23 protein-coding genes are annotated in these 24,108 nt (G+C 63.9%); 14 read left to right on the forward strand and 9 right to left on the reverse strand.

All coding sequences use genetic code 11. From position 1 onward, the window contains the following. Positions 1-98: 98 nt before the first annotated feature. On the reverse strand, positions 99-410 hold the full coding sequence (locus EP867_RS07150; RefSeq protein WP_128487622.1) for an ETC complex I subunit: 312 nt from the start codon (positions 408-410) through the stop codon (positions 99-101). 130 nt (positions 411-540) lie between these two features. Between EP867_RS07150 and EP867_RS07155 the strand changes: the two genes are divergently transcribed. The 4 genes from EP867_RS07155 to EP867_RS07170 are packed head-to-tail and all read left to right on the forward strand — an operon-like array spanning position 541 to position 4,231. Further along, positions 541-1,677, forward strand: coding sequence for a DNA polymerase III subunit delta' (locus EP867_RS07155; protein WP_128487624.1), 1,137 nt, complete (start codon positions 541-543; stop codon positions 1,675-1,677). After that, positions 1,674-2,465 carry a TatD family hydrolase gene (locus EP867_RS07160; RefSeq protein WP_128487626.1) on the forward strand — a complete coding sequence of 264 codons (792 nt, stop codon included), beginning with the start codon at positions 1,674-1,676 and terminating at the stop codon, positions 2,463-2,465. Before EP867_RS07155 ends, EP867_RS07160 begins: the two co-directional genes overlap by 4 nt. Before the next feature lie 6 nt (positions 2,466-2,471). Next, positions 2,472-3,281: an MBL fold metallo-hydrolase gene (locus EP867_RS07165; protein ID WP_128487628.1), complete on the forward strand. Its 810-nt coding sequence runs from the start codon at positions 2,472-2,474 to the stop codon at positions 3,279-3,281. 20 nt (positions 3,282-3,301) lie between these two features. After that, on the forward strand, positions 3,302-4,231 hold the full coding sequence (locus EP867_RS07170) for an AEC family transporter (RefSeq protein WP_128487631.1): 930 nt from the start codon (positions 3,302-3,304) through the stop codon (positions 4,229-4,231). A gap of 57 nt (positions 4,232-4,288) precedes the next feature. Here EP867_RS07170 and EP867_RS07175 read toward each other — a convergent pair whose 3' ends face one another. Beyond that, positions 4,289-4,873, reverse strand: a complete 585-nt coding sequence (locus EP867_RS07175) for a malonic semialdehyde reductase (protein WP_164888789.1) — start codon at positions 4,871-4,873, stop codon at positions 4,289-4,291. Positions 4,874-5,067: 194 nt separating this feature from the next. Here EP867_RS07175 and EP867_RS07180 point away from each other — a divergent pair, with 194 nt between their 5' ends. Further along, on the forward strand, positions 5,068-6,069 hold the full coding sequence (locus tag EP867_RS07180) for a hypothetical protein (protein WP_128487635.1): 1,002 nt from the start codon (positions 5,068-5,070) through the stop codon (positions 6,067-6,069). Between the two features lie 36 nt (positions 6,070-6,105). On the opposite strand, the gene EP867_RS07185 is transcribed toward EP867_RS07180, so the two are convergent. After that, complete coding sequence (locus tag EP867_RS07185; RefSeq protein ID WP_128487637.1) at positions 6,106-7,392, reverse strand: homoserine dehydrogenase; 1,287 nt, start codon at positions 7,390-7,392, stop codon at positions 6,106-6,108. A 146-nt stretch (positions 7,393-7,538) separates the two neighbouring features. After that, a complete protein-coding gene (locus tag EP867_RS07190; protein WP_128487639.1) occupies positions 7,539-8,453 on the reverse strand; it encodes a LysR family transcriptional regulator in 915 nt (304 codons plus the stop codon). Positions 8,454-8,578: 125 nt separating this feature from the next. Between EP867_RS07190 and metF the strand changes: the two genes are divergently transcribed. Beyond that, complete coding sequence (gene metF, locus EP867_RS07195; protein WP_128487641.1) at positions 8,579-9,439, forward strand: methylenetetrahydrofolate reductase [NAD(P)H]; 861 nt, start codon at positions 8,579-8,581, stop codon at positions 9,437-9,439. 44 nt (positions 9,440-9,483) lie between these two features. Here the strand turns inward: metF and EP867_RS07200 are convergent, their stop codons facing one another. Together EP867_RS07200 and putA are read right to left on the reverse strand one after the other, a co-directional pair. After that, a complete protein-coding gene (locus EP867_RS07200; protein WP_128487644.1) occupies positions 9,484-10,281 on the reverse strand; it encodes a rhomboid family intramembrane serine protease in 798 nt (265 codons plus the stop codon). A gap of 52 nt (positions 10,282-10,333) precedes the next feature. After that, complete coding sequence (gene putA / locus EP867_RS07205) at positions 10,334-13,804, reverse strand: bifunctional proline dehydrogenase/L-glutamate gamma-semialdehyde dehydrogenase PutA (protein WP_128487646.1); 3,471 nt, start codon at positions 13,802-13,804, stop codon at positions 10,334-10,336. Between the two features lie 86 nt (positions 13,805-13,890). Between putA and EP867_RS07210 the strand changes: the two genes are divergently transcribed. Continuing rightward, positions 13,891-14,391, forward strand: a complete 501-nt coding sequence (locus tag EP867_RS07210; RefSeq protein ID WP_380049981.1) for an Lrp/AsnC ligand binding domain-containing protein — start codon at positions 13,891-13,893, stop codon at positions 14,389-14,391. A gap of 93 nt (positions 14,392-14,484) precedes the next feature. Here the strand turns inward: EP867_RS07210 and EP867_RS07215 are convergent, their stop codons facing one another. Next, positions 14,485-14,799, reverse strand: a complete 315-nt coding sequence (locus tag EP867_RS07215) for a DUF6476 family protein (protein ID WP_128487649.1) — start codon at positions 14,797-14,799, stop codon at positions 14,485-14,487. Between EP867_RS07215 and EP867_RS07220 the strand changes: the two genes are divergently transcribed. The 7 genes from EP867_RS07220 (at position 14,798) to EP867_RS07250 (ending at position 22,775) form a co-directional block, all read left to right on the forward strand. Further along, positions 14,798-15,847 carry an RluA family pseudouridine synthase gene (locus tag EP867_RS07220; RefSeq protein WP_128487651.1) on the forward strand — a complete coding sequence of 350 codons (1,050 nt, stop codon included), beginning with the start codon at positions 14,798-14,800 and terminating at the stop codon, positions 15,845-15,847. The genes EP867_RS07215 and EP867_RS07220 overlap by 2 nt on opposite strands. Positions 15,848-16,066: 219 nt before the next feature. After that, a complete protein-coding gene (gene rpoH / locus EP867_RS07225) occupies positions 16,067-16,963 on the forward strand; it encodes an RNA polymerase sigma factor RpoH (RefSeq protein WP_128487653.1) in 897 nt (298 codons plus the stop codon). 141 nt (positions 16,964-17,104) lie between these two features. Beyond that, positions 17,105-18,424 carry an ATPase gene (locus EP867_RS07230; protein WP_128487655.1) on the forward strand — a complete coding sequence of 440 codons (1,320 nt, stop codon included), beginning with the start codon at positions 17,105-17,107 and terminating at the stop codon, positions 18,422-18,424. Between the two features lie 128 nt (positions 18,425-18,552). Beyond that, positions 18,553-19,542: a pyruvate dehydrogenase (acetyl-transferring) E1 component subunit alpha gene (pdhA, locus tag EP867_RS07235; protein ID WP_128487657.1), complete on the forward strand. Its 990-nt coding sequence runs from the start codon at positions 18,553-18,555 to the stop codon at positions 19,540-19,542. Between the two features lie 20 nt (positions 19,543-19,562). Further along, positions 19,563-20,927, forward strand: coding sequence for a pyruvate dehydrogenase complex E1 component subunit beta (locus tag EP867_RS07240; protein ID WP_128487659.1), 1,365 nt, complete (start codon positions 19,563-19,565; stop codon positions 20,925-20,927). A gap of 12 nt (positions 20,928-20,939) precedes the next feature. Further along, entirely contained in the window at positions 20,940-22,259 is a 1,320-nt protein-coding gene (locus tag EP867_RS07245) for a pyruvate dehydrogenase complex dihydrolipoamide acetyltransferase (protein WP_128487661.1), read from the forward strand. A 45-nt stretch (positions 22,260-22,304) separates the two neighbouring features. After that, positions 22,305-22,775: a CAP domain-containing protein gene (locus EP867_RS07250; protein WP_164888790.1), complete on the forward strand. Its 471-nt coding sequence runs from the start codon at positions 22,305-22,307 to the stop codon at positions 22,773-22,775. On the opposite strand, the gene EP867_RS07255 is transcribed toward EP867_RS07250, so the two are convergent. Further along, on the reverse strand, positions 22,748-23,407 hold the full coding sequence (locus EP867_RS07255; RefSeq protein ID WP_128487665.1) for an N-acetylmuramoyl-L-alanine amidase: 660 nt from the start codon (positions 23,405-23,407) through the stop codon (positions 22,748-22,750). The genes EP867_RS07250 and EP867_RS07255 overlap by 28 nt on opposite strands. Continuing rightward, positions 23,407-24,087: a hypothetical protein gene (locus EP867_RS07260; protein WP_128487667.1), complete on the reverse strand. Its 681-nt coding sequence runs from the start codon at positions 24,085-24,087 to the stop codon at positions 23,407-23,409. Before EP867_RS07260 ends, EP867_RS07255 begins: the two co-directional genes overlap by 1 nt. Positions 24,088-24,108 lie beyond the last annotated feature (21 nt).

The following is a 24,108-nucleotide window of genomic DNA, read 5'->3' on the forward strand; positions in this document are numbered from 1 at the left end:
GGATTATAACGATCCCACCTTGGCACAAAGATGCCGTCGGGGGGCGGTTACAACATCAGAGCCCCTGGCCGGCAGCAACTATGCCCGGATCTACAAGATCAATGCGTCCAGGCACCACGGCGGGTGGTGGCAAAGTTCTCGCCATAGCCCATCTGGCGGATATTGGCGGCGCGTTTTTGCGGCGGCAGGACATCGTACTCAATGCCGCGGGCGCGGGCATAGTCTTCTGCGGCCTCCTGCGAGGCGAAGCGCAGGCGGACCTGACGCTGGGTATCGGCCGAAGAGGTCCAGCCCATCAGCGGATCGATCTGACGCGCATCTGCGGGCGCGAAATCGAGCACCCAGTCGTGGGTCTTTGCGGTTCCCGACTGCATGGCATTGCGGGCAGGCTGATAAATACGCGCGCGCATGACTCTCTCCCGTCTGATGGCTGGCGCGTTGATGCCTCAAAGCGCCCCGGCGTGCAAGTCCGCCCTGCGGCGAAAGGGCGCAAAAGCTGCGGCCGGTTGCTCCTGCCCGCGTTTCGGGCATTATGCGCCCATGGCCCGCGACCCCCATTCAGATGATCTGCCCGAACCCGACCGCACCGACGGCGCGCCCCATCCGCGCGACGTCCATATCCTGCGCGGCCAGCCCCGCGCCGAAGCCGCTTTTCTGGAGGCTTTCAACAGCGGGCGGCTGCATCACGGCTGGCTGCTGACCGGACCGAAAGGGGTTGGCAAAGCCACGCTCGCCTGGCGCATTGCACGGTTCCTGCTCAGCCAGCCGGGGCCGGAGGCAGCGGGCGGCTTTTTCGCGCCCGAGCCGCCGCGTGATCTCAGCACACCGCCCGAAAGCCCCGTCTCACGCCGCCTTTCGGCTCTCTCAGAGCCACGGCTTTTCCTTCTGCGCCGCGCGCCCAATGACAAGGGCGATGCGCTGTCGCGCGACATCACCGTGGGCGAAGTGCGTAAGCTGAAAAGCTTTTTCGCGCTGTCTTCCGCGGACGGCGGGCGGCGGGTGGCCATTGTGGATGCCGCCGATGACATGAACCCGGCCGCCGCCAATGCGCTGCTGAAGCTTTTGGAAGAGCCGCCGGAGGGCGCGGTGATCCTGCTGATCTCGCATCAGCCCGCAAAACTGCTGCCGACGATCCGCTCGCGCTGCCGGGTGCTCTCTCTCGCGCCGCTCGGGCCCGAGGATGTGGGCACGATTCTGCAGGAAAACGGCATTGAGGCGGAAGATCCGATCGCTCTGGCGGAGCTCTCGGGCGGCTCGGCGGGGGCGGCGTTGCGGATTGCGGCTCTCGATGGAGAGGGGCTTTACGCCAGACTGATCCGGCTTTTTTCCACCCTGCCCGATCTGGCGCGGTCCAATGCGCTTGCCATTGCAGAGGCCACGGCGGGGCGCGGCAAAGAGGGGCAGTTTGATCTGACGCTCGAACTCATCGACCTCTTCCTTGCCCGCCTCGCGCGGGCCGGGGCCACGCGGCAGCTTCCGCCGGAAGCCGCAGAGGGAGAGGGGCAGCTTTTTGCCCGCCTCTGCCCCGATCCGGCGACGGCGCGGACCTGGGCAGAACTGGCGCAGACGCTCGGGATCCGCGCCCGCCAGGGCCGGGCGGTCAACCTTGACCCTGCCGCGCTCGTGATGGATATGTTCCTGAAGATAAATGACGCGGCGAAGGGGTTACGGCAATGATGGCAGAGCTTGTGGACAGCCATTGCCACCTCGATTTCCCCGAATTTGAGGGGGAGACCGAAGCCCTGATCGCCCGCGCCCGCGACGCCGGTGTAACCCGCATGGTCACCATCTGCACGCGCATCGCCAATGAGCCGAAAGTGCGTGCCATGGCTGAGGCGCATGAAGGCCTGTTCTACAGCTACGGCGTTCACCCGATGTCGGCCACGACCGAGCCGGAGGTAACGGTTGAGGATCTGATCCGCCTGTCCCAGCACCCCAAAATGGTGGGTCTGGGCGAGACGGGTCTTGATTATCACTACACCCCTGAGTCGCAGGATGTGCAAAAGCGCAGCCTGCGGGTTCATATTGAAGCTGCTCAGGAAACCGGCCTTCCGCTGATTATTCATGCACGCGATGCTGATGAGGATATGGCGCGCATTTTAACCGAAGGCTACCGCGCAAAGCCCTACGGCTGCGTAATGCACTGCTTCTCCTCAGGGGCAGAACTGGCGAAAACGGCTCTCGATCTGGGGTTTTACCTCTCGATGTCCGGCATCGCTGCTTTCCCCAAAAGCAAAGAGCTGCGCGCGATCTTCGCCGCCGCCCCGCTTGAACGTATCCTGGTGGAAACCGACAGCCCCTATCTGGCGCCGCCGCCCTTCCGCGGCAAACGCAATGAGCCGGCATATGTCGCCCATACCGCCCGTGTCGGTGCGGAAACTTTCGGCGTTTCCTACGAAGAATTCGCCCGCGCGACGTCGGAAAATTTCGACCGCCTCTTCCCCAAAGCTGCCCGCAAAGGCTGACCCCCCATGAGCGCCACGCTCCGCTATACCATTCTGGGATGTGGCTCTTCGGGGGGCGTGCCTCGTCTGGGCGGCTATTGGGGGGACTGCAATCCGGCCAATCCGAAAAACCGCCGCCGCCGCTGCTCCATGCTGGTTGAGCGGATCACGGAGGCGGGCGTCACCCGGGTGCTGATCGACACCGGCCCGGATATGCGCGAGCAGTTGCTGAGCGCGGGCGTCGGCACGCTGGACGGCGTGGTCTATACCCACAGCCATGCCGATCACGTCCACGGCCTCGATGATCTGCGCCAGATCGTCTTCAACACCCGTAAGCGCCTGCCGGTCTGGGCGGATGCGCCGACGCGGGATGCGCTGATCTCGCGCTTTGGCTATGCCTTTGTGCAGCCCGAAGGCAGCCCCTATCCGCCGATCCTGACGCTTCACAGCCTGAAGGGCCCCTTTGAGGTGACGGGCGCGGGCGGGCCGATCCGCTTTGAGCCTTTCACCGCCGATCACGGCTCGATGGAGGCTCTGGGCTTTCGCATCGGCGGGCTGGCCTATCTGCCCGATGCCGTGGCGATCCCCGAGGAAAGCTGGCCGCTGCTGAGCGGGCTTGAGGTCTTTGTGGTCGATGCTTTGCGCCGCACCCCCCATCCCACCCATGCCCATCTCGCCCTGGCGCTGGACTGGATTGAGCGCGCCGCCCCCAAACGCGGCGTGCTGACAAATATGCATATCGATCTCGACTATGACGCGGTCGAGGCGGAAACCCCTGCCCATATCACCCCTGCCTTTGACGGCATGGTGATCGATCTTCCTGACCACCGGGTCTGACCCCGGCCTGAGGCCCCCTGATGCTCCTGCTGCTTGATGTCATCCTCCCCGTCTTTCTGATCATCGGGGCGGGTTACGCAGCCGTGTGGCGGGGCTGGTTCAAAGACGACTGGGTTGAGGGTCTGATGCGCTTTACCCAGGGCTATGCGATCCCCTGCATGACCTTCCGCGCCGTGGCGCAGATGAACCTCTCGAATGACTTTGAACCGGCGATGCTGGCCAGTTTTTATATCGGCGCAGTCTGCGGCTTTCTGGCCGCCCTTCTGGGGGCGCGGTTCCTGTTCAAACGCCCCTGGACGGATTCGGTGGCGATCGGCTTTGTGGGGCTCTTCTCCAACTCCGTCCTGCTGGGTCTGCCGATCTCAGAGCGCGCCTGGGGGCCGGAGGCGGTGGCCTCAAACTTTACCATCATCGCCTTTCACGCGGCCTTTTGCTACGGCATCGGCCTCACTGCGATGGAGGTGGCGCGCAATGCAGGCGGCGGTCTGCGCGCTGCCGCTCCGCGCATCCTGAAGGCGATGTTCCGCAATCCGCTGATCCTCGCGATGCTGCTGGGGGTGACGGTCAATCTCACCGGTCTGGGCCTGCCCAAAGCGGGCTGGGATGCCATCGACATGCTCTCGCGCGCGGCCCTTCCGGCGGCGCTTTTCGGCTTGGGCGGCACGCTTTACCGCTATCGCCCCGAAGGCGACATCCCGACGATCCTCTATGTGACCGCCGTTTCGCTGATCCTGCACCCGGCCATCACCTATGGCCTGGCCCGCCTGCTTGAGGTCTCGGATGAGGGGCTGCGCTCTGCCGTCATCACCTCCGCCATGGCACCGGGGATCAATGCCTATATGTTCGCGGCCATGTATGGCGTGGCCAAACGGGTTGCCGCCTCGACCGTGCTGATCGGCACCGCGCTGACGGTGCTGACGGCCTGGGGCTGGCTGCATATCCTGCCCTGAGCGGGAAACGAAAAAGGCCGCCCCCGGGGCGGCCTTTCGCAATCGCAGCAAGGTGCCTCAGGCGACCTTTGCAACCTCTTCAAAGCCCAGACGCGGCAGGCGGTCATATTCCGGCTGCGCTTCGACATAGCCAAGGGTCGAGAAGTAAAGCGGCTGCCAGCCGTTGTCGGCCAGGAAGAGTTCTTTCACTTTCGCCGCGTCAAAACCGATCATCGGCCCCATGCCCAGGCCCAGACCGCGCGCTGCCGCGATGAACATGCCCGACTGGATCAGCGCGTTCAGCTGACCGGCCTGAGCCGCACCGGCGGGATCGGCGAAATAGCCGCGCACGTCCGCCAGCGGGAAGACCTTGGGCAGAGTTTCAACGAAATTCGCATCATAGCAGAAGATCGCAATCGCCGGAGCAGCGGCCACTTTCGCCTTGTTGCCCGGAACGATGGCTTCATCGAGCTTCGCCTTGCCCTCTTCCGAGGTGATGTAAAGCACGCGCAGCGGCTGCTGGTTAAAGGCGGTCGGCGCAAGACCTGCCAGCGCGCTCAGCTCTTCGAGCGTGGCGGCGTCAATGGCTTTATCGGCATAGGTCGGGTGGCTGCGGGCCGTGCGGAACAGCTGATCAAAAGCGGCGTCATTCAGGCGGGTCATAGTCATTTCCTCAGGATCATCGGGCCCCGTGGCATCGGCTGCCGTCGCCCGTCAGTGCAGAAATTAGGTCCTTTGCTGCATCTGCGAAAGGCCCGGAGACAGAATTCTCTGTTCAAAAACCCACAGAGCACCCTTCCCATCCGCTCAGAAACCCGCAAATCTGACCAGGCATCACGGCAGAGGACAGAGGCGACATGAGCCCCGCAGCAAAGCCCCCGCCCCGCCCCAATCTGCTGATCGTCGCGCAAAACGGCCGGCTGCAATATGAGGCACTGATCTTCACCGCCTCCCTGGCTGCCCTGGCCCCGCATCTTCTGCCGCACCTTTATATCGCAGAGCCGCAGCCCGGCCCGCTCTGGCCGCAGGACCCGCGGCTCTCTCCCCCGGTGCGCGACAGGCTGCTGGAGTTCGGCGCGCAGATCCTGCCGCTTCACAGCCGCCATTTCGGCGCCGATTATCCCTATGGCAATAAAATTGAGGCCCTGCGCCTGCTGCCCCGGGGCGAGGCTTTTCTCTTTTTCGACAGCGACACCCTTCTCCTGCAGCCCCCCGACAGCCTCGGGATCGATTTCACCCGCCCCTCAGCCTCCATAAAGGTCGAGGGCACCTGGCCGGAGCCGCAGCCCTATGTCGCCAGCCTTCAGGCCATCTGGGAGGGGCTCTATACCCGCTTCGGGCTGAAGATCGGCCCCACGCTGAACCCACGCTTCCCCCCCGATTACTGGCAGCATTACCTTTATTTCAACGCGGGCTGGTTTTACGGGCCCTGCCCCGCCCGCTTTGGCGAAATCTTCACCCGCATCGCCACGGAGATAGAAGCAGACCCCGGCCCGATGCTCGCGGCACAATCGCTGGATCCCTGGCTCGATCAGGTGGCCCTGCCCCTGGTGATCCATGCCCTCGGCGGCACCCGCCCACCGGCCTCGCTCGCCCTCGACGGCCCGGCCAGCTGCCACTACCGCGCCCTGCCCCTCCTCTACGCCCGCGAAGAGGACGAGGTCCTGATCCGGCTTGAAGAGATCACGCAGGACCCCGCCCTCCGCCGCCTGCTCCGGGATTGGGAGCCCGCCAAAAAGCTGATCTATCAGGGAAAAGGCCGCCAGAAGATCCGGCCGTTGTTTGACCGCCATGACCCGGGCTTACGCGAAAACCAGATCCGAAAAACCCTGCGCAACACAGGATGGTGGCTCAGATAGCAAAACGCCGCGCTTTGGCGCGGCGTCTCAAAGCTCTCAGAGCGCTTCGATCCGGATCGCCACCGGATCCCCCGCCAGCACACCGGTCTGCGGCAGCTGCGACAAAGCATAATCCAGGGCCTCACGGGTGCAGCGATGCGTCACGATCAGCACCGGCGCGGTCTCTGCCTCATTGCCATGCTGACGCATGCGGTCGATGGAAATCCCCGCATCGCCCATCACCGTCGCCACTTTCGCCAGCGCGCCCGGCTTATCCTGCACCTGCATGCGGATATAGAAGGGCGCAGGCGCCGCCACCGAGGCCGCAACCGGCTCCGCCAAAGTCGAAGCGGGCTGACCAAAGACCGGATAACGCACCCCGCGCGCCAGATCGAGCACATCGCCCATCACCGCACTCGCCGTCGGCCCCTCGCCGGCACCGGCACCGCGCAGAACGATCTGCCCCGAAGCCGCGCCCTCAATGATCACCATATTGGTGCCGCCGTTCAGCTGCGCCAGAGGGCTTTCCACCGGCACCAGACAGGGCGACATGCGCTGCTCAAGGCCGCGACCGGTGGTCTGCGCCACGCCCAGCAGCTTGATGCGGTAACCCATATCCCCGGCATAACGGATATCGGCAATATCAATGCGGCCAATGCCTTCCAGCTCGACCGCGTCAAAACTCACCCGCGTGCCAAAAGCGATTGAGGCCAGCAGCGACAGCTTATGCCCCGCATCGATGCCATCCACATCAAGGCTCGGATCCGCCTCCAGATAGCCCAGGGACCGCGCTTCTTCAAAGACGGTCTCATAGGGCAGCCCGGCCGATTCCATCCGCGTCAGGATGTAATTGCAGGTGCCGTTCATCACGCCCATCACCCGCTTAATCCGGTTCGCGCCCAGCCCCTCCATCAGCGCCTTGATGACCGGAATGCCCCCGGCCACGGCCGCCTCAAAACGGATCACCGCGCCCGCAGCCTCCGCCGCCTCCGCCAGGGCCTGCCCGTGATGGGCCAGGAGCGCCTTATTGGCGGTGACCACATCTTTGCCAGCGGCAATCGCCGCTTCCGTGGCCGCCTTGGCCGGACCCGAATCGCCGCCCATCAGTTCAACGAAAACATCCACATCCGGACGCTGCGCCAGCTTCACCGGATCATCTTCCCAGGCATAGCCCGACAGATCCACATCGCGGTTTTTCTTCCGGTCGCGGGCCGAGACAGCGGTAATCTCAATGCTGCGCCCCGCGCGGGCCGCAATCAGCGCGGCTTCCTCCTGGATCAGGCGCACAACACCGACGCCGACAGTTCCAAGACCGGCAATGCCAAGTCGCAAGGGGGCAGTCATGAGACACTCCGTCAATAAGCCTGCTTCGGGGTTTAGACACTTCCCCGCTGAGGCGCAATGTCGCCCCCGCCCGCGCCCGCACTTTGGCTTTTTCCAAATACTCCCGGGCGGGGTCCGGGGAGGGCAGGCAGCCCTCCCCGGCGCTCTCAGACCAGGGCCCCCGCCGCCTTCAGGCGCAAAGGCTCGGTCTGGCTCAGATGCAAAAAGGTCTCCATAAAGGGGTGACGCCCGTCCTCATCGCGCACCGCCGCATAAAGCCGGCGGCTCTTGCGCCCCTTCAGCGGCCGGATCACATAATCCGGGTTGCCCCGCACATGCTGAAGCACCCAGTCCGGCAGCACCGAAACCCCGCGCTCCGAGGCCACCAGCATCAGGATCACTGCCGTCAGCTCCACCTGCCGCACCAGACGCGGCTCGACCCGCGCGGGCGCCAGAAACTGCGAAAAAACATCCAGCCGCGTGCGGTCCACCGGATAGGTGATCAGGGTCTGGTCGCGCAGATCCTCCGGCTCAATCTCGGCTCTCTCAGCCAAAGGACTGGCCCCCGCCATGACCATCAAAGGCTCATAGTCAAAAAGCGGATGAAAGGTGACGCGCGGGATCTCTTCAGGATCAGAGGAGATCACCACATCCACCTCTTCGCGCACCAGCGCGGGCAGCGCGTTGAAGGCAAGCCCCGGGCGGATGTCCACATCCACCTCGGGCCAGGTTTTGCGATAAAGCGACAAGACCGGCAGCAGCCAGTCAAAACAGGCGTGGCATTCAATGGCGATATGCATCCGCCCCGCCTTGCCCTGGCGCAGGCCGCGGAATTCCTCTTCCAAAGCCTCAATCTCGGGCAAAATCCGATCGGCCAGCCGCAGCACCCTCAGCCCGGCCGCCGAGAGCCGCAGGGGCCGCGCGCGGCGCACGAAAAGCTCCACCCCCGTCTGCTCTTCAATCCCTTTGATCTGATGGCTCAGCGCCGACTGCGTCAGGTTCAGCACTTCAGCCGCCCGGGCCAGACCGCCCTGACGGTGAATCTCGCGGATGGCTTTCAGGTGACGTAACTCAAGATGCATGGTGAGAGACTTTCATCGTGAGTGGCTTTCATATTGATCTTGAAGATTATGAATTTGTCCCATGTTCATTTGTCTGGCACAAGGCCGGAGCTGAACCGGCACCCCGCCGGTCAAGGAGTTCTGCCATGTCTGCCCCGCGCATCTCATTTGAGTTTTTCCCGCCGCGCTCGCTCGATGCGTCGTTCCGGCTGTGGGAGACCATGAAGATGCTCGCACCGCTGAAGCCGGGCTTCGTCTCGGTGACCTATGGCGCGGGCGGCACCACCCGCCAGCTGACCCATGAAGCGGTCAAGGCCATCGGCACCCATTTCGGCGTTGATGTGGCGGCCCATCTCACCTGCGTCGATGCAACGCGCGAAGAAACCCTCGCCATCGCAAACTCTTACGCAGAGGCCGGTGTGAACCAGATCGTGGCGCTGCGCGGCGATCCCCCGAAGGGCGCCGAGCGCTTCACCGCTCATCCCGAAGGCTTTGCCGATTCGGTCGAACTCATCGAGGCCCTGGCCGCGACCGGGAAATTCAACCTGCGCGTCGGGGCCTATCCGGAGCCGCATCCGGAAGCCGCCGACGATCTGGCCGATGTCCGCTGGCTGAAACGCAAGTTTGAAGCCGGTGCCGACAGCGCCATCACCCAGTTCTTCTTTGAAGCCGAGACCTTCCTGCGCTTCCGCGACAAATGCGCAAAAGAAGGCATCACCAAGCTCATCATCCCCGGCATCCTGCCGATTGAGAATTGGGAAGGCACCAAACGCTTCGCCGCGCGCTGCGCCGCCCAGGTCCCCGCCCATCTCGATGAAGCCTTCACCAAAGCCAATGCCGAGGGTCGTGAGGCTGAGCTTTCAGTGCAGGTCTGCGCCGATCTCTGCCGCCGACTGATGGCCGAAGGGGTTGAAGACTTCCAGTTCTACACCCTGAACCGCCCCCATCTGACCCTTGCGGTCTGCGCCGAGTTTGGCATCCACCCCGAGGGTCAGGCTGCCGCCTGAAGCGGCCTGAAACGATTAAAGCCGCGCCCCGGGGCGCGGCTTTTTCAGTTCCGCCGCACCACTTTCGGGATGCGCGAGGGGCTGAGCACATAACCCGCTTCCGGATGGGGCGGGTGACCGTCAAACCGGCTCCAGAAGCGTGGTCCGCCCTGGCGCAGGAAGAAGGGCATGGCCAGCGCCAGCCCGGCGATGAAGCCGCCCGCATGGGCCCAATAGGCCACCATATCCCCACCCTCCGGATCGTCCGGCGTGGTCACGCCCAGCACCTGCAGGCCGAACCAGGCCATGAGCACGATCCAGGCCGGAATGGTGAAGACCCTGAAAAAGATAATGAAAATCAGCAGGACATCCACTTTTGCCCTTGGGTAGAGCAAAAGATAGCCCCCCAGCACCCCGGCAATCGAGCCGGAAGCCCCGACCATGGGGATCTCGCTCAGCGGATGGGCCAGATATTCCGCAAAAGCCGCCGCCGCGCCGCAGATCAGATAGAAACACAGATATTTCAGCGGCCCGAAGGCGTCTTCGAGATTGTCCCCGAAGATCCACAAAAAGAGCATATTCCCCAGAAGATGCATCCAGCCCGCATGCAGAAACTGCGAGGTCAGAAAGCCATGCAGCATCTCGCCCTCAGAGACAAAGGCCGGAACCATGCCGCCGATGTAGAAGAGAAAGCCGGTCAGCTCGTCGCTGCTCAGCTTTTCCCCCGCGACCGCCTCACCGGTGCCAAGAAGCACCTCCGGCATGACCCAGGTCAGCAGAAAGACAATGAAATTCAGCGCAATCAGCACCCTGGTGATCCAGGGTGTGCGGCCGGAGGGATTGTGATCACGGATCGGAAACATAGGCGCGAGGCTGCACCCTGCGCCTGTGCCGCGTCAAGCGCGAAGCCTGGCCTCAGGCACCTGCCTCTGCAAGCAGCTGCGCATTGCCGCCCGAAGCGGTGGTATCAATGCAGATATGCCGCTCAGAGAGCACCCATGAGGCATCGGGCCGCCCGGTGATCAGCGGCACAATTGCCCCTTCCCGCGCCGCCAGCGCCTGTTGCAGCGGCGCGGTGTTACCGCCGTAACTGACGACCGCCGCAAGGCCGCTCACACGGCTCAGAACCTCAGGCGCGACAGGTCCGGTGGCACGCAGCGCCACACCGCCAGCCGCCTCAACCGCGCGGGCCTGATCTTCCACCGCCTCACGCCCCGGCCCGAGGCATAGCACCGGACCGCGTGCAAAAGCGCTCAACCGGTTCGATTCGCCCGTCGGCCCCGGCAGATCATGCACCCGCAAAGCGCCCTGCGGCACCTGCATCTGCGCCAGCGCGCCTTGCGGATCAAAGGGCGCTTCCCCGCCCCACGCGCCCGCAATCCCCGGCGCATCCTGCACAAAGCGGCTGAGATACATCGGCCCGCCCGCTTTCGGGCCCGTGCCGGAAAGCCCTTCGCCCCCAAAGGGCTGGCTGCCGACCACCGCACCGATCTGGTTGCGGTTGACGTAGATGTTCCCGGCCTTCACCCGCTCGGTGATGGTCTGAACGCGGTCGTCGATGCGGCTGTGCAGACCAAAGGTCAGCCCATAGCCGGTGGCATTGATCTCATCGACCACGCGGTCGAGATCGCGGGCTTTGAAGGTGACGACATGCAGCACGGGGCCGAAAATCTCGCGCGTCATCTCTGCGATCGAGCGGATGCGGATCACCACCGGTGCCAGATGCCAGCCGGTGCCGGGGGCCTGGCCCTCAAAGACCACCCTGCCCGCTTTACGCGCCTCAGCCACATACTCAGAAATGCTGCGCCAGGCGGCTTCATCGATCAGCGGCCCGATGTCGGTCGAAAGCTGCCAGGGATCGCCGAGTGTCAGTTCCGCCATCGCCCCTTTCAGCATCTCAAGCACATGGGGGGCGATATCTTCCTGCAGATAAAGGCAGCGCAGCGCCGAGCAGCGCTGGCCTGCCGACTGGAAGGCCGAGGCGATGATATCGCGCACCGCCTGTTCCGGCAGCGCCGTGCTGTCAACGATCATCGCATTGAGCCCGCCCGTCTCGGCGATCAGCACCGCCTCAGGCGCGTGAAGGCTGAGGCTTTGGCGAATGCCCAGCGCCGTGGCGGTGGAGCCGGTAAATGCCACGCCGTTCACACGCGGATCAGCGGTCAGCGCCGCGCCCACGCTGCGGCCGTCACCGGGCAGGAATTGCAGCGCCGCGCGTGGAACACCGGCCTCATGCAAAAGCGTAACCGCCAGATGCGCAATCAGCGGGGTCTGACCGGCCGGTTTGGCCAGCGCGGCGTTGCCTGCGGCCAGCGCCGCTGCGACCTGGCCCGTGAAAATCGCCAGCGGGAAGTTCCAGGGGCTGATGCAGGCGAAGATTCCCCGCGCCGGGGCCTGAAGGGCCGGGGCCTCTCCGGCGTAATAGCGCAGGAAATCCACCGCTTCGCGCAGTTCAGAGATGGCGTCTCCCAGGGTTTTTCCGGCCTCACGCGCCAGCAGCGCAAGGATCTCCCCCTCACGGGCTTCCAGAAGATCAGCCGCGCGGTTCAGAACCGCAGCGCGGACCTCTGCGGGGGCATCCCAAGGCGTTGCTGCGTCAAAGGCGGCGGCCACATCGGCGGCAGAGGCATTGCAGACGAGACCCGCCACCGCTTTGCTGCTGCGGGCGAATGCGGGGGAGAGCACCTCCTGGGGTGTGTCTCCGGCGTCCCCTTCAACGGCGAGCAGCGGGGCCGCCTGGTAAAGACCATCGGCATGGGGGAGGCGGGCGCCCTCAATCTGCGCGAGATCGCGGGCATCGCTCAGATCGCGGCCGCGCGAGTTGCGACGGCTGCCGAAGAGATCCCCCGGCGGGGTGAGTTTCGGGTTCGGGCTGCAGTGCCTGGCCTCAAGCGCGGTCAGCGGACAGCCGGCAACCACTTCGGCGGGCACGGCCTCATCGACGATCTGATTGACGAAGCTGGAGTTTGCGCCGTTTTCCAGCAGGCGGCGCACCAGATAGGCCAGCAGATCGCGATGGGCACCGACGGGGGCATAGATGCGGCACATGGTGCCCTCATCTTCCTGCACGATATCGTGGAGACGCTCTCCCATGCCGTGCAGGCGCTGGAACTCATATTGCGTCGCCCTGATCCCCGCGCCTTTCGCCAGATCAAGGATCGCGGCGACGGTATGGGCGTTATGGCCCGCGAACTGCGGATAGATCCGGTCGGTCATTCCCAGAAGTTTGCGGGCATTGGCGATGTAAGAGACATCGGTCGCTTCCTTCCGGGTAAAGACCGGGAAGCTTTCCAGACCCAGAACCTGAGCGCGTTTCACCTCGGCGTCCCAATAGGCACCTTTGACCAGCCGCAGCATGATGCGCCGCCCGCTGCGGCCCGCCAGATCATAGAGATGGTCGATCACCGCACCGCAGCGGCGGCCATAGGCCTGAACCACCACGCCAAAGCCATCCCAGCCCTGCAGGCCGGGGTCTTTCAGCACCTCTTCGATGACCTCAAGCGAGAGCTCCAGCCGGTCGGCCTCTTCGGCGTCGATATTGAGCCCCATGCCGCCGGCTTTGGCCAGGCCGCAGAGCGCGCGGACGCGGGGGACCAGCTCGGCCATGACACGGTCGCGCTTTGCCACCTCATAGCGCGGGTGCAGCGCCGAGAGTTTGATGGAGATGCCGGGATTGCGGCAGATCTCGTCATGGGGGCAGGCGCGGGCGATGGCGGTGATGGCGCGGGAATAAGACAGGTGATAGCGCCGCGCATCGGCCTCGGTGCGGGCGGCTTCGCCGAGCATGTCGTAGCTATAGGTGAAGCCCTTTGCCTCGCGGCTTTGCGCGCGTTTCATGGCGGCTTCGATGGTCTCGCCCAGAACGAACTGCCGGCCCATCTCCTTCATGGCCTGGCCCACGGCGCGGCGGATCACCGGCTCGCCCAGACGGCGGAGAGCGGCGCGCAGACGGCCCGCCATGCCGGGCGCGCCGTCTTCCAGCACGCGCCCCGTCAGCAAAAGTGCCCAGGTCGAGGCATTCACCAGGCTGGAGGCGGATTTGCCCAAATGACGTCCCCAGTCTGAGGGGGCGATTTTATCCTCGATCAGCGCATCCATGGTGGCGGAATCGGGCACCCGCAAAAGCGCCTCAGCCAGACACATCAGCGCGATCCCCTCATCGGTAGAGAGGCCGTATTCGGCAAGGAAGACCTCCATCAGCCCGGGTCTTGCGCTTTGGCGGATGCGGGTCACGAGATCGGCTGCGGCCGCGCTGATGCGGGCGCGGTCCGCGGGGCTGAGTGCGGCCTCACGCAGCAGGTTTTGCAGCAGGAGGGTCTCATCGCGCAAAGCATGGCGCGAGATGATCTCAAGAGGCGAGGGCTGTGCGGGGGAGAGATCGGACATGGAGAACCTGCGATATGGGCTGGCCGGGAACCGGTTTGCCGCAGTATACCGCGAAACTGGCGGTCATTTGGCCCGAAGATGAAGAGATGGCAGGCAGATTGCCTGAAGATCGGGGATTTGCGATGCGATTGGAATGGCGCGATCTGGATCGCTATGATCTGGCGATCCTGGAGGTTCTGGGCAGTGAGGGGCGCATCGCGGTCACGGAACTGGCGCGGAGGATCGGCCTGTCGAAAAGTCCGGTTCAGGCGCGGCTGAAGCGGCTTGAGGACGGCGGTATCATTCGCGGCTACCGCGCCACGCTCGATCCGATCGGCATGGGGCGGGCGCATGTGGCCTTTGTGGAGGTGCGGCTGTCAGACACCCGCGAGGCGGCTTTGCAGGCCTTTAACCGCGCGGTGCGCGGCGTGGCGGAGATTGAGGAATGCCATATGATCGCCTCGCGCTTCGACTATCTGCTGAAGGTGCGCACGGAAGATATTCAGGCCTATCGGCGGATTTTGGGGGAAAAGATCTCGGCCCTGCCGCATGTTGCCTCCACCTCGACCTATGTGGCGATGGAGGCGGTGAAGGAGGCGGGGGTGTGAAAGCCGGGCTTTGGGGACTGTGGCAGGCCCCGGGGCGCTGCCCCGGACCCCGGAGTATTTTTGAAAAGCCAAAGTCCTGAAGGGGCTGCGGGTTTACGGGCGGGTCAGGGTAACGGTCTGGCGCAGGCTGCCGCTGGCGCGGTCATAGATGAGGATACGGTCATCACTGGTGGTGATGCCGATCCAGTCAGCCCCTTGGGTGACCGAAAGGGCGCTGGCGCCTTCGGGGAGCGCGAGGCTTTCGGGTAGCGGCGGTGTCGCAGCTTTCGGGAAACGGGTGACAACCACCGCCACCACCGTTATGACGCCGAAAATCAGGCTGGCGGTCAGACCGATCACCAGCCACTGCAAGATGCGCAGCGGGGCCGGAAGCAGAGCCTGGCTGTCTTTTTCCGGAGGTGCTGCCATGTCCACTGATCCTTTCGGGGAGGTTCTTCGCGTCACTCTGGGCGAAGAGACGCCGTCGCGTCTTGATAAGGCGCTTGCGCTTTATGTGCCAGAGGGTCTGGGGCTGTCGCGCTCACGGATCGCGAAGCTGGTGGAAGAGGGTGCGGTGCGGCGCGGCGGAGAGGTGCTGATCGCAAAGTCCAAGGTCGCGGAAGGCGAAGAGATCGAGATCACCCTGAGCGCGCCGGAGGATGTGGAAACGGTCGCAGAGGATATTCCGCTGGAGGTGGTCTATGAGGATGACGATCTGATCGTCATCAATAAGCCTGCCGGAATGGTGGTGCATCCGGCAGTCGGCAATCCGTGCGGCACCCTGGTGAATGCGTTGCTGTGGCATTGTGGCGAGAGCCTGCAGGGGATTGGCGGGGAGAAGCGACCCGGGATCGTGCACCGGATCGACAAAGACACCTCGGGTCTTTTGGTCGCGGCCAAGACCGCTGCTGCCCATCAGGGGCTGGCGGCGCAGTTTGAGGCGCATACGGTGCACCGTCATTATCTGGCGCTGGTGCACGGGGTTCCTTACGTCGGCGATCCGCGTCTGCGCGGGCTGAACGGGGTGAGCGTTGAGACCGGGGGTGTGGTGCGCATTGCCACGCAGCTCGACCGCCACCGGGGCGACCGGCAAAAGCAGGCTGTGGTGCCGTCAGGCGGGCGTCATGCGGTGACGCGGGCGCGGGTGGTGGAGACTTACGGCCAGCCCGCCGGAATTTCGCTGATCGACTGCTGGCTGGAGACCGGGCGGACGCATCAGATCCGCGTGCATATGGCCTATGCCGGCCACGGGCTGATCGGCGATCAGACCTATGGCGGGCGGCGCCGGATGTCGGAAAAAGCGCTTGGCGCGGCGGGCGTGGCGGCGGCGGAAGCCTTTCCGCGGCAGGCGCTTCATGCGGCCACTTTGGGCTTTACCCATCCGATCACCGGGGAGGAGCTGCATTTTGAAAGCCCCCTGCCTCAGGATATCTGCGATCTGATCGCCGCTTTCGTGCCGCCTGTTTCAGCGGGCTGACAATTGCGTGAGATCTTTGACACAACACGCAGTTGTGCGACGGTTTGCCTTTTGCGCTGCGTATAAGCTTCGGGACATCCGGGGAAAGGGCCTGCCGCCCTGCCCCTTGAGGAACCTCCCGGCGCTTCATAGGTTAGCGTCAAAAGGCGTCTGCTGCGGAGTTTCCGGGGCCTTCCCCGGCATGCAGCGGCAGAGATGAACCGAACAGGGATTCGACGAATGGCCAGTTATACCAGTCTTCCGGCCCCCAGCCCGGAACAGGGGCTGAACCGGTACCTGCAGGAAATCCGCAAGTTCCCCATGCTGGAGCCTGAGGAAGAATATATGCTCGCCAAGCGGTGGGTCGAGGATCAGGATGCGCAGTCGGCGCATAAGCTGGTGACCTCGCACCTGCGGCTGGCGGCGAAAATCGCTATGGGTTATCGCGGCTACGGGCTGCCCCAGGCGGAAGTCATCTCGGAGGCGAATGTCGGCCTGATGCAGGCTGTCAAACGCTTTGACCCCGAGCGCGGCTTCCGGCTGGCGACCTATGCGATGTGGTGGATCCGGGCTTCGATCCAGGAATATATCCTGCGGTCCTGGAGCCTGGTGAAGCTGGGGACTACCTCGGCGCAAAAGAAGCTCTTCTTCAATCTGCGCAAGGCCAAGTCGCGCATCGGCGCGCTGGAAGAGGGCGATCTGCGCCCGGAAAACGTGGCGAAAATCGCGGCGGATCTGAATGTTTCAGAAACCGAAGTGATTGATATGAACCGCCGCCTTTCGGGCTCGGATGCCTCGCTCAATGCCACGGTCGGCAGTGAGGGGGAAGGCACCGCGCAGTGGCAGGACTGGCTGGAAGATGAGGATGCCGATCAGGCGGGTGATTATGAAGCCCGCGATGAGATGAGCACCCGGATGCAGCTTCTGACCACCGCCATGGAAGCGCTGAATGAACGTGAGCGTGATGTTCTGACCCAGCGCCGCCTGGTGGATGAGCCGGTGACGCTTGAGGATCTCTCCGTCCGTTACGGCGTCTCGCGCGAGCGGATCCGCCAGATTGAAGTCCGCGCCTTTGAAAAGCTGCAGGCGCGCATGACTGAGCTTGCCGCTGAGCGCGGGATGCTGGAAAGCGCCTGAGGCTGAGTGCTGAAACAAAGGCCGCGCAGGTTCTGCGCGGCCTTTTTCTGTCGGGCCTCTGCCACGACATGCCCGAAACTCTGCCGTGGTTTTGCCCAGGTCCGCAGGCAGACTCCCCGCAGGCAGCAGTGGGGCCCTTTTATGAATATCTCTCTTCCGACCCGAAACGGCGTTGAACCGCCGCCCGGTCCGCGCCGGATGGAGGACCTGGGCATCAGCCCGGTGATGATGCGGGACATTCTTCTCAAGACGATGTTTCGCACCAATCTGTCCCTGCCCAGTGACATCGCGCGGGCGATCTGCCTGCCGCTGCAACTGGCGCAGGAACTGCTGGATCTGGCGCGCGGCCAGAAGCTGGTTGAGGCGGTGGGCAGCCTGATCGGACAGGGCGGCAATGAGGTGGCCTTTCAGCTGACGGACGGGGGCCGCGCCCGCGCGCTCGATGCCCTGGCGCAGAGCGAGTATTACGGGGCCATCCCGGTCCCGCTTGAGGCCTATAAAGCCCAGGTCAAACGGCAGTCGATCCGCGACATCCGTCTGAGCCGTGAGGATCTGCAAAGCGCCATGGGCCATCTGATCCTGCCGCCGGATCTGTTGTCGAACCTTGGCCCCGCCGTCACCTCGGGGCGATCGGTGCTGCTTTATGGCCCGCCGGGCAACGGTAAATCTGCGATTTCAAACGGCATCCGCGATGCGATGCGCGACAAGATCTATGTGCCGCGCGCGGTGGAATATGGCGGCCAGGTCATCACGGTCTATGACCCCATCGTGCATTCCTCGGCCGAGGAATCGAAGGATGACCCCAACAGCCTGCGGCGCAGTTCGAACCGCTTCGACAACCGCTATGTGCTTTGTGAGCGGCCGACGGTGATCACCGGGGGCGAACTCAGCCTTGATATGCTGGATCTGGCCTATAACCCGGTCTCGCGGACCTATCAGGCCAGTCTGCAAATGAAGGCCACGGGCGGGATCTTCATTATCGACGACCTTGGGCGTCAGGCAGAGCCGCCGCAGAAGATCGTCAACCGCTGGATCGTCCCGCTTGAAGAAGCGCGCGATATTCTGACCCTGCAGTCGGGCGAAAAGTTTACCGTTCCCTTCGACACGCTGGTGATTTTCTCGACCAACTTCCACCCCAATGAGATTTTTGACGGCGCGGCGCTGCGGCGGATCTTTTTCAAGATCAAGATCGACGGTCCGGGGCAGGAGAATTTCCTGAAGATCTTTGCCATGATGGCCCGCAAAAAGGGAATGGCGCTGGATGAATCTGCGCTGCTGCATCTGCTGAAAGTGAAATATCCCACAATCAACAACGTCTTCGCCAATTATCAGCCGGTTTACCTAATCGACCAGATGATTGCGGTTTGTGAGTTTGAGGGGCTTCCCCGGCAGATGACGCCGGAACTGATCGACCGCGCCTGGTCGAATATGTTTGTCAAAGATGAAGTGATTCTGAAGTAAGCTGCCCGTGACGGCGGCAGGAAAGGCCCCGCCCCTGCGCGGGGCCTTTGCGTTTTTTCCTTGATCCACCGTATGGCGAAATATAGTTTAACGCTAAACATTCTGGATTCACTGAGGGAGGGGCTGCCGTGGCGACCCGCAAATCACCGGAGAAGGCGAACGTCTCCAAGGACGAGCTGCTGAAATACTACCGCGACATGCTGCTGATCCGCCGTTTTGAGGAGAAGGCCGGGCAGCTTTACGGCATGGGTCTGATCGGCGGCTTCTGCCACCTCTATATCGGTCAGGAAGCTGTGGTTGTGGGTCTCGAGGCCTCGGCCAAAGAAGGCGACAAGCGCATCACCTCCTACCGTGACCACGGCCATATGCTGGCCTGCGGTATGGAAGCCAATGGCGTCATGGCGGAACTGACCGGGCGCATCGGCGGTTACTCCAAAGGCAAGGGCGGCTCGATGCATATGTTCTCGAAAGAGAAGCATTTTTACGGCGGCCATGGCATCGTCGGCGCCCAGGTGCCGCTTGGCGCGGGTCTGGCCTTCGCGGACAAATACCTTGGCAACGACAACGTCACCTTCACCTATTTCGGCGATGGCGCGGCCAACCAGGGTCAGGTCTATGAGACCTATAACATGGCAGAGCTTTGGGACCTTCCGGTGATCTTCGTCATCGAAAATAACCAATACGCCATGGGCACCTCGATGAGCCGGGCCACCAAATCCACCACGCTTTATGAGCGCGGTCTGGCTTACGGCATCCCCGGCGAGCAGGTCGACGGCATGGATGTCCTGGCGGTCAAAGCAGCCGGCGAGAAAGCCGTGGCGCACTGCCGTGCGGGCAAAGGCCCCTATATCCTGGAAATGATGACCTATCGTTACCGCGGTCACTCGATGTCGGATCCGGCGAAATACCGCACCCGCGAAGAGGTCCAGAAGATGCGCGATGAGCGCGACCCGATTGAGCAGGTCCGCGATCTGCTGCTGACCGGCGGTCACGCCTCGGAAGAGGATCTCAAGCAGATCGACCGTGAGATCAAGACCATCGTCAATGCCTCCGCTGACTTCTCCAAAGAGAGCCCCGAGCCGCCGGTCGAAGAGCTCTGGACCGATATTTACGCCTGATCCCTGAGGAGAGACTGACAATGGCAATGAACATCCTGATGCCCGCCCTCTCCCCGACGATGGAGGAAGGCACCCTTGCGAAATGGCTGATCAAAGAAGGTGATGAGGTCAAATCCGGCCAGATCATCGCTGAGATTGAGACCGATAAAGCCACGATGGAATTTGAAGCCGTCGACGAAGGCGTGATCGGCAAGCTGCTGGTGGCTGAGGGCACCCAGGGCGTGAAGGTCAATGCCCCGATCGCCACGCTGGTCACCGAAGGCGACAGCGCCGAAGCACCTGCTGCCGCAGCGCCTGCCCCGGCCCCTGCCGCTGCTCCGGCCGCCCCTGCGGCGGCCCCTGCCGCTGCCAAAGCCCCGGTTCAGATCCGCGACGTCGCCCCCGATTACCCCGAGGGCACGCCGATGAAGACCATGACCGTGCGCGAAGCGATCCGCGAAGCCATGGCCGAGGAAATGCGCGCCGATCCGACCGTCTTTCTGATGGGCGAAGAGGTGGGCGAATACCAGGGCGCCTACAAAATCTCTCAGGGTCTGCTGGATGAATTTGGTGCGAAACGCGTGGTCGATACGCCGATCACCGAACATGGCTTCACCGGCATCGCGGTCGGTGCCTCCTGGGGCGGCGTGAAGCCGATCCTTGAGTTTATGACCTGGAACTTCTCGATGCAGGCCATCGACCATATCATCAACTCGGCTGCCAAGACGCTTTACATGTCGGGCGGCCAGATGGGCTCGCCGATCGTCTTCCGTGGCCCGAACGGGGCCGCCGCCCGCGTGGGCGCGCAGCACAGCCAGGACTTCGCTGCCTGGTATGCCGCGATCCCGGGTCTGAAGGTCGTGATGCCCTATTCGGCAGCCGATGCCAAAGGCCTGCTGAAAACCGCGATCCGCGATCCGAACCCGGTGATCTTCCTTGAAAACGAGATCATGTACGGCAAGTCGTTCGAAGTGCCGGATCTGCCCGATTTCACCATCCCCTTCGGCAAGGCCCGCGTCTGGCGTGAGGGCTCTGACGTCACCATCGTCTCCTTCGGCATCGGCATGACCTATGCGCTGGAAGCAGCCGATAAGCTGGCGGAAGAGGGCATCTCGGCAGAAGTCATCGACCTGCGCACCCTGCGCCCGATCGACTACGACACCGTGCTTGAATCGGTCAAAAAGACCAACCGCTGCGTCACCGTGGAAGAGGGCTTCCCCGTCGGCTCCATCGGCAACCACCTCTCGGCCACCATCATGGAGCGTGCGTTTGACTACCTCGACGCGCCGGTGGTGAACTGTGCGGGTAAAGACGTGCCGATGCCCTATGCCGCCAACCTGGAAAAACTGGCCCTGGTCACCACCGCTGAGGTGATCGAGGCGGTTAAATCCGTCTGCTACCGCTGAGGAGAGGCGATCATGGCACAAGACATTCTGATGCCCGCCCTCTCTCCGACGATGGAGGAAGGCACTCTGGCGAAATGGCTGGTCAAGGAAGGCGACAGCGTCACATCCGGCCAGATCATCGCTGAGATTGAGACCGACAAGGCCACCATGGAATTCGAAGCCGTGGATGAAGGCGTGATCGGTAAGATCCTGGTGGCAGAGGGCACCGCAGGGGTGAAGGTCAACGCCCCCATCGCGGTGCTGCTGGAAGACGGCGAAGACGCCTCCGCCGCCCCTGCCCCGAAAGCGGCAGCCCCGGCAAAGGTGGAAGCGCCTGTGGTCGCGGCAGCGCCCGCAGCTGCTCCTGCCCAGGCAGCGGCGGCTCCGGCGAAAGACGGCAAGCGCGTCTTTGCTTCGCCGCTGGCACGCCGGATTGCCACGCAAAAGGGGATCGATCTTGCTTCGATCAAAGGCACCGGCCCGAACGGCCGCATCGTGCGCGCCGATGTTGAAGGTCTGAGCGCCGCTTCCGCTGCCCCCACGGCTGCGGCCACCGCTGCCCCCGCGGCAGAGGCCCCGAAAGCCGCCGCCGCTCCGGCAGCCGCAGGCGCGATGCCCACCGGCCCCAATGCCGCGCAGGTCGCCAAAATGCTCGATGGCCGCGACTATGAGGAGGTCACGCTTGACGGCATGCGCCGCACCGTCGCCGCCCGTCTGACGGAGGCCAAGCAGACCATCCCGCATTTCTATCTGCGCCGCGAGATCCGTCTCGATGCGCTGATGGCCTTCCGCGCGCAGCTCAATGAGCAGCTCTCGGACCGGGGTGTAAAACTCTCGGTCAATGACTTCATCATCAAGGCCTGCGCCGTGGCGATGCAGCGCGTGCCGGGCGCCAATGCCGTCTGGGCGGGGGACCGGATCTATAAGCTGAAGCCCTCGGATATCGCGGTGGCGGTGGCGGTCGAGGGCGGCCTCTTCACCCCGGTGCTGAAGGATGCCCATCTCAAGACCCTCTCGGCGCTTTCGGCAGAGATGAAGGATCTGGCGGGCCGTGCACGCAACAAAAAGCTCGCGCCCCATGAATATGTCGGCGGCTCCATGGCGATTTCGAACCTTGGCATGTTCGGGATTGAGAACTTTGATGCGGTGATCAACCCGCCGCATGGCTCGATCCTGGCGGTCGGCGCGGGCGTCAAAAAGCCGGTGGTGCAGGCCGATGGCAGCCTTGGCGTGGCGACCGTGATGTCGGTGACGCTTTCGGTCGATCACCGGGTGATCGACGGGGCGCTTGGGGCGGAATTCCTCCAGGCGATTGTCGACTGCCTTGAGAACCCGCTGTCGATGCTGGCATAATCAAAAGGCCCCGGGCAGACCCGGGGCCTTTTTCACAGGTGGATGATGCGGATTTCCGGTCTCTTCCCCGCGCTTTTTCTCTGCGCGCTGAGCGGTGCAGCCAGCGCACAAACCCGCTGCGCCGCCCCGCCCGCAGCCGAAGTCACAACCGTGCTGACAGAGGTGAACCAGCTGCGCGCGCGCCTCGGCCTGCCGCAGCTGTCCCCTGAGCCGCGCCTGATGCAGGCGGCGCAGAGTCATGCCTGCGATAACATCGCCCGTGGCGGCCCCTCACATCAGGGATCGGACGGTAGCAGCCTTGGCCAGCGGCTGCAGCGCGCGGGCTATCCCTATCGCACAGCGGCAGAAAATATCGCCTGGGGGAAGATCGCCCCGGGCCAGGTGGTGGAGATGTGGCACGGCTCTCCCGCGCATGACCGCAATCTGCGCAACCCCGCCGTGACGGAAGCCGGGCTGGGGATTGCGTGCAACAACGCAGGCCAGAGGGCCTATGTGCTGAAACTGGCCGGTCGCTGAAGCCCGAGGGCAAGCGCAGCATCCGTCTCATCCGCCGGACCCGTGGCCCAGGGCCGGAAGCGCAGCCGGAAAGCCGCAAGGCGGTCCTCTGCCGGAACATCTGCCGGATAGCCGAAGGCGAGCGCCGCCGCGTCAAAATCAGCCGCCGATGCACCCGCCACCGGTGTGGGCCAGAGTGCCAGCCCCTGACGGGCCAGCCGCAGCCAGTCAAAGCGCGGGCCGGGATCGATCTTGCGCCCCGGTGCCATGTCGGAATGTCCGATCACCCCTTCCGGGCCGATCTGCCAGCGCGTCATGATCCCGCGCAGCAGGTCTTCAAGCGCGGCCATCTGCGGCTCGGGGAAAGGATGGGTGGCGGGATTGGCCAGCTCTATCCCGATGGAGCGCGAGTTCATATCTGAGAGCCCGCGCCAGGAGCCGGCCCCCGCGTGCCAGGCGCGCATCTCTTCGGCAACCAGCGCTTCCGTCGCGCCGCTCTCAGAGATCAGCCAATGGGCCGAGACCTCAGCCTCCGGCAGGCAGAGCCGCTCGCGCGCGGCCGCGCAGGAGGCCATGCCGGTATAATGGATGACGATAAATTCAGGCCGCAGCCCGCCCCGCCGCTCGGTGAAATTCGGCGAGGGGAAAGACATCAGCGCGCGCGGAAGGGACGCGGATCCCAGCCACAGGCAAAGCCGTCCCCATCGGGATCCACCCCGAGTTTGTCGCGCTGCGGGCCGCCGTTTGACAGGAAAGCCTCCTGCGCGGCATCTGCCGAGGGGAACTGGCCACAGGCGGCCTCATAGTTCTTCCGGAAAAGGCTTGAGCGCGAATAGACCTGCGTGCCGGGCGCATGGCTGGTCGAGACCGCAAAGGCCACGATATTCGGCCCCGAAGCGCCGGTGCGGGTCGGCAGGGCCGTCGGCTGCACCACCACGTAATTCGCGCGGTTTTGCTGAATGCGGGCGGCGTCAGACTGAATCGACTCGCGGCTGGCCACGGCGTCAAAGTTCTGCTCATCCGAGATGCCGGTGCTGTTGCCGCCGCTGTAATGCACGCGCTCGCCGCTTTGCTGTTGGATGCCCGCAAAGGTTTCCGCGCGCGGGCGCTCCCCGGTGGCGGGGGCCATGGCGCTCAGCGGCTGCGAGCTGACGGCGGCGGGCGCGATAGTTCCCAGGCCCTGTGCGGCGGGCGCGAGACCGGTCTGACCATCGCGCCGCGCCAGATAAGAGGAATAACTCTCAAAACCAACGCCCTGCCCCGAATCCGGAACCTGCGGCTGGCAGGCTGCGAGCATCACAAAGCCAAGTGCAGACAAAGCAAAGCGTTTCATTTTGACCTCAGTATTCCCGAT

Origin of the sequence: Falsigemmobacter intermedius (genome assembly GCF_004054105.1) — a bacterium.
Classification (GTDB): domain Bacteria; phylum Pseudomonadota; class Alphaproteobacteria; order Rhodobacterales; family Rhodobacteraceae; genus Wagnerdoeblera; species Wagnerdoeblera intermedia.

Bases quoted from the DNA above. Each gene is read 5' to 3' on its own strand.
- EP867_RS07150 (WP_128487622.1), bottom strand. From the start codon at position 410: ATGCGCGCGCGTATTTATCAGCCTGCCCGCAATGCCATGCAGTCGGGA.
- EP867_RS07155 (WP_128487624.1), top strand. From the start codon at position 541: ATGGCCCGCGACCCCCATTCAGATGATCTGCCCGAACCCGACCGCACC.
- EP867_RS07160 (WP_128487626.1), top strand. From the start codon at position 1,674: ATGATGGCAGAGCTTGTGGACAGCCATTGCCACCTCGATTTCCCCGAA.
- EP867_RS07165 (WP_128487628.1), top strand. From the start codon at position 2,472: ATGAGCGCCACGCTCCGCTATACCATTCTGGGATGTGGCTCTTCGGGG.
- EP867_RS07170 (WP_128487631.1), top strand. From the start codon at position 3,302: ATGCTCCTGCTGCTTGATGTCATCCTCCCCGTCTTTCTGATCATCGGG.
- EP867_RS07175 (WP_164888789.1), bottom strand. From the start codon at position 4,873: ATGACCCGCCTGAATGACGCCGCTTTTGATCAGCTGTTCCGCACGGCC.
- EP867_RS07180 (WP_128487635.1), top strand. From the start codon at position 5,068: ATGAGCCCCGCAGCAAAGCCCCCGCCCCGCCCCAATCTGCTGATCGTC.
- EP867_RS07185 (WP_128487637.1), bottom strand. From the start codon at position 7,392: ATGACTGCCCCCTTGCGACTTGGCATTGCCGGTCTTGGAACTGTCGGC.
- EP867_RS07190 (WP_128487639.1), bottom strand. From the start codon at position 8,453: ATGCATCTTGAGTTACGTCACCTGAAAGCCATCCGCGAGATTCACCGT.
- metF (WP_128487641.1), top strand. From the start codon at position 8,579: ATGTCTGCCCCGCGCATCTCATTTGAGTTTTTCCCGCCGCGCTCGCTC.
- EP867_RS07200 (WP_128487644.1), bottom strand. From the start codon at position 10,281: ATGTTTCCGATCCGTGATCACAATCCCTCCGGCCGCACACCCTGGATC.
- putA (WP_128487646.1), bottom strand. From the start codon at position 13,804: ATGTCCGATCTCTCCCCCGCACAGCCCTCGCCTCTTGAGATCATCTCG.
- EP867_RS07210 (WP_380049981.1), top strand. From the start codon at position 13,891: ATGGCAGGCAGATTGCCTGAAGATCGGGGATTTGCGATGCGATTGGAA.
- EP867_RS07220 (WP_128487651.1), top strand. From the start codon at position 14,798: ATGTCCACTGATCCTTTCGGGGAGGTTCTTCGCGTCACTCTGGGCGAA.
- EP867_RS07215 (WP_128487649.1), bottom strand. From the start codon at position 14,799: ATGGCAGCACCTCCGGAAAAAGACAGCCAGGCTCTGCTTCCGGCCCCG.
- rpoH (WP_128487653.1), top strand. From the start codon at position 16,067: ATGGCCAGTTATACCAGTCTTCCGGCCCCCAGCCCGGAACAGGGGCTG.
- EP867_RS07230 (WP_128487655.1), top strand. From the start codon at position 17,105: ATGAATATCTCTCTTCCGACCCGAAACGGCGTTGAACCGCCGCCCGGT.
- EP867_RS07240 (WP_128487659.1), top strand. From the start codon at position 19,563: ATGGCAATGAACATCCTGATGCCCGCCCTCTCCCCGACGATGGAGGAA.
- EP867_RS07245 (WP_128487661.1), top strand. From the start codon at position 20,940: ATGGCACAAGACATTCTGATGCCCGCCCTCTCTCCGACGATGGAGGAA.
- EP867_RS07250 (WP_164888790.1), top strand. From the start codon at position 22,305: ATGCGGATTTCCGGTCTCTTCCCCGCGCTTTTTCTCTGCGCGCTGAGC.
- EP867_RS07255 (WP_128487665.1), bottom strand. From the start codon at position 23,407: ATGTCTTTCCCCTCGCCGAATTTCACCGAGCGGCGGGGCGGGCTGCGG.
- EP867_RS07260 (WP_128487667.1), bottom strand. From the start codon at position 24,087: ATGAAACGCTTTGCTTTGTCTGCACTTGGCTTTGTGATGCTCGCAGCC.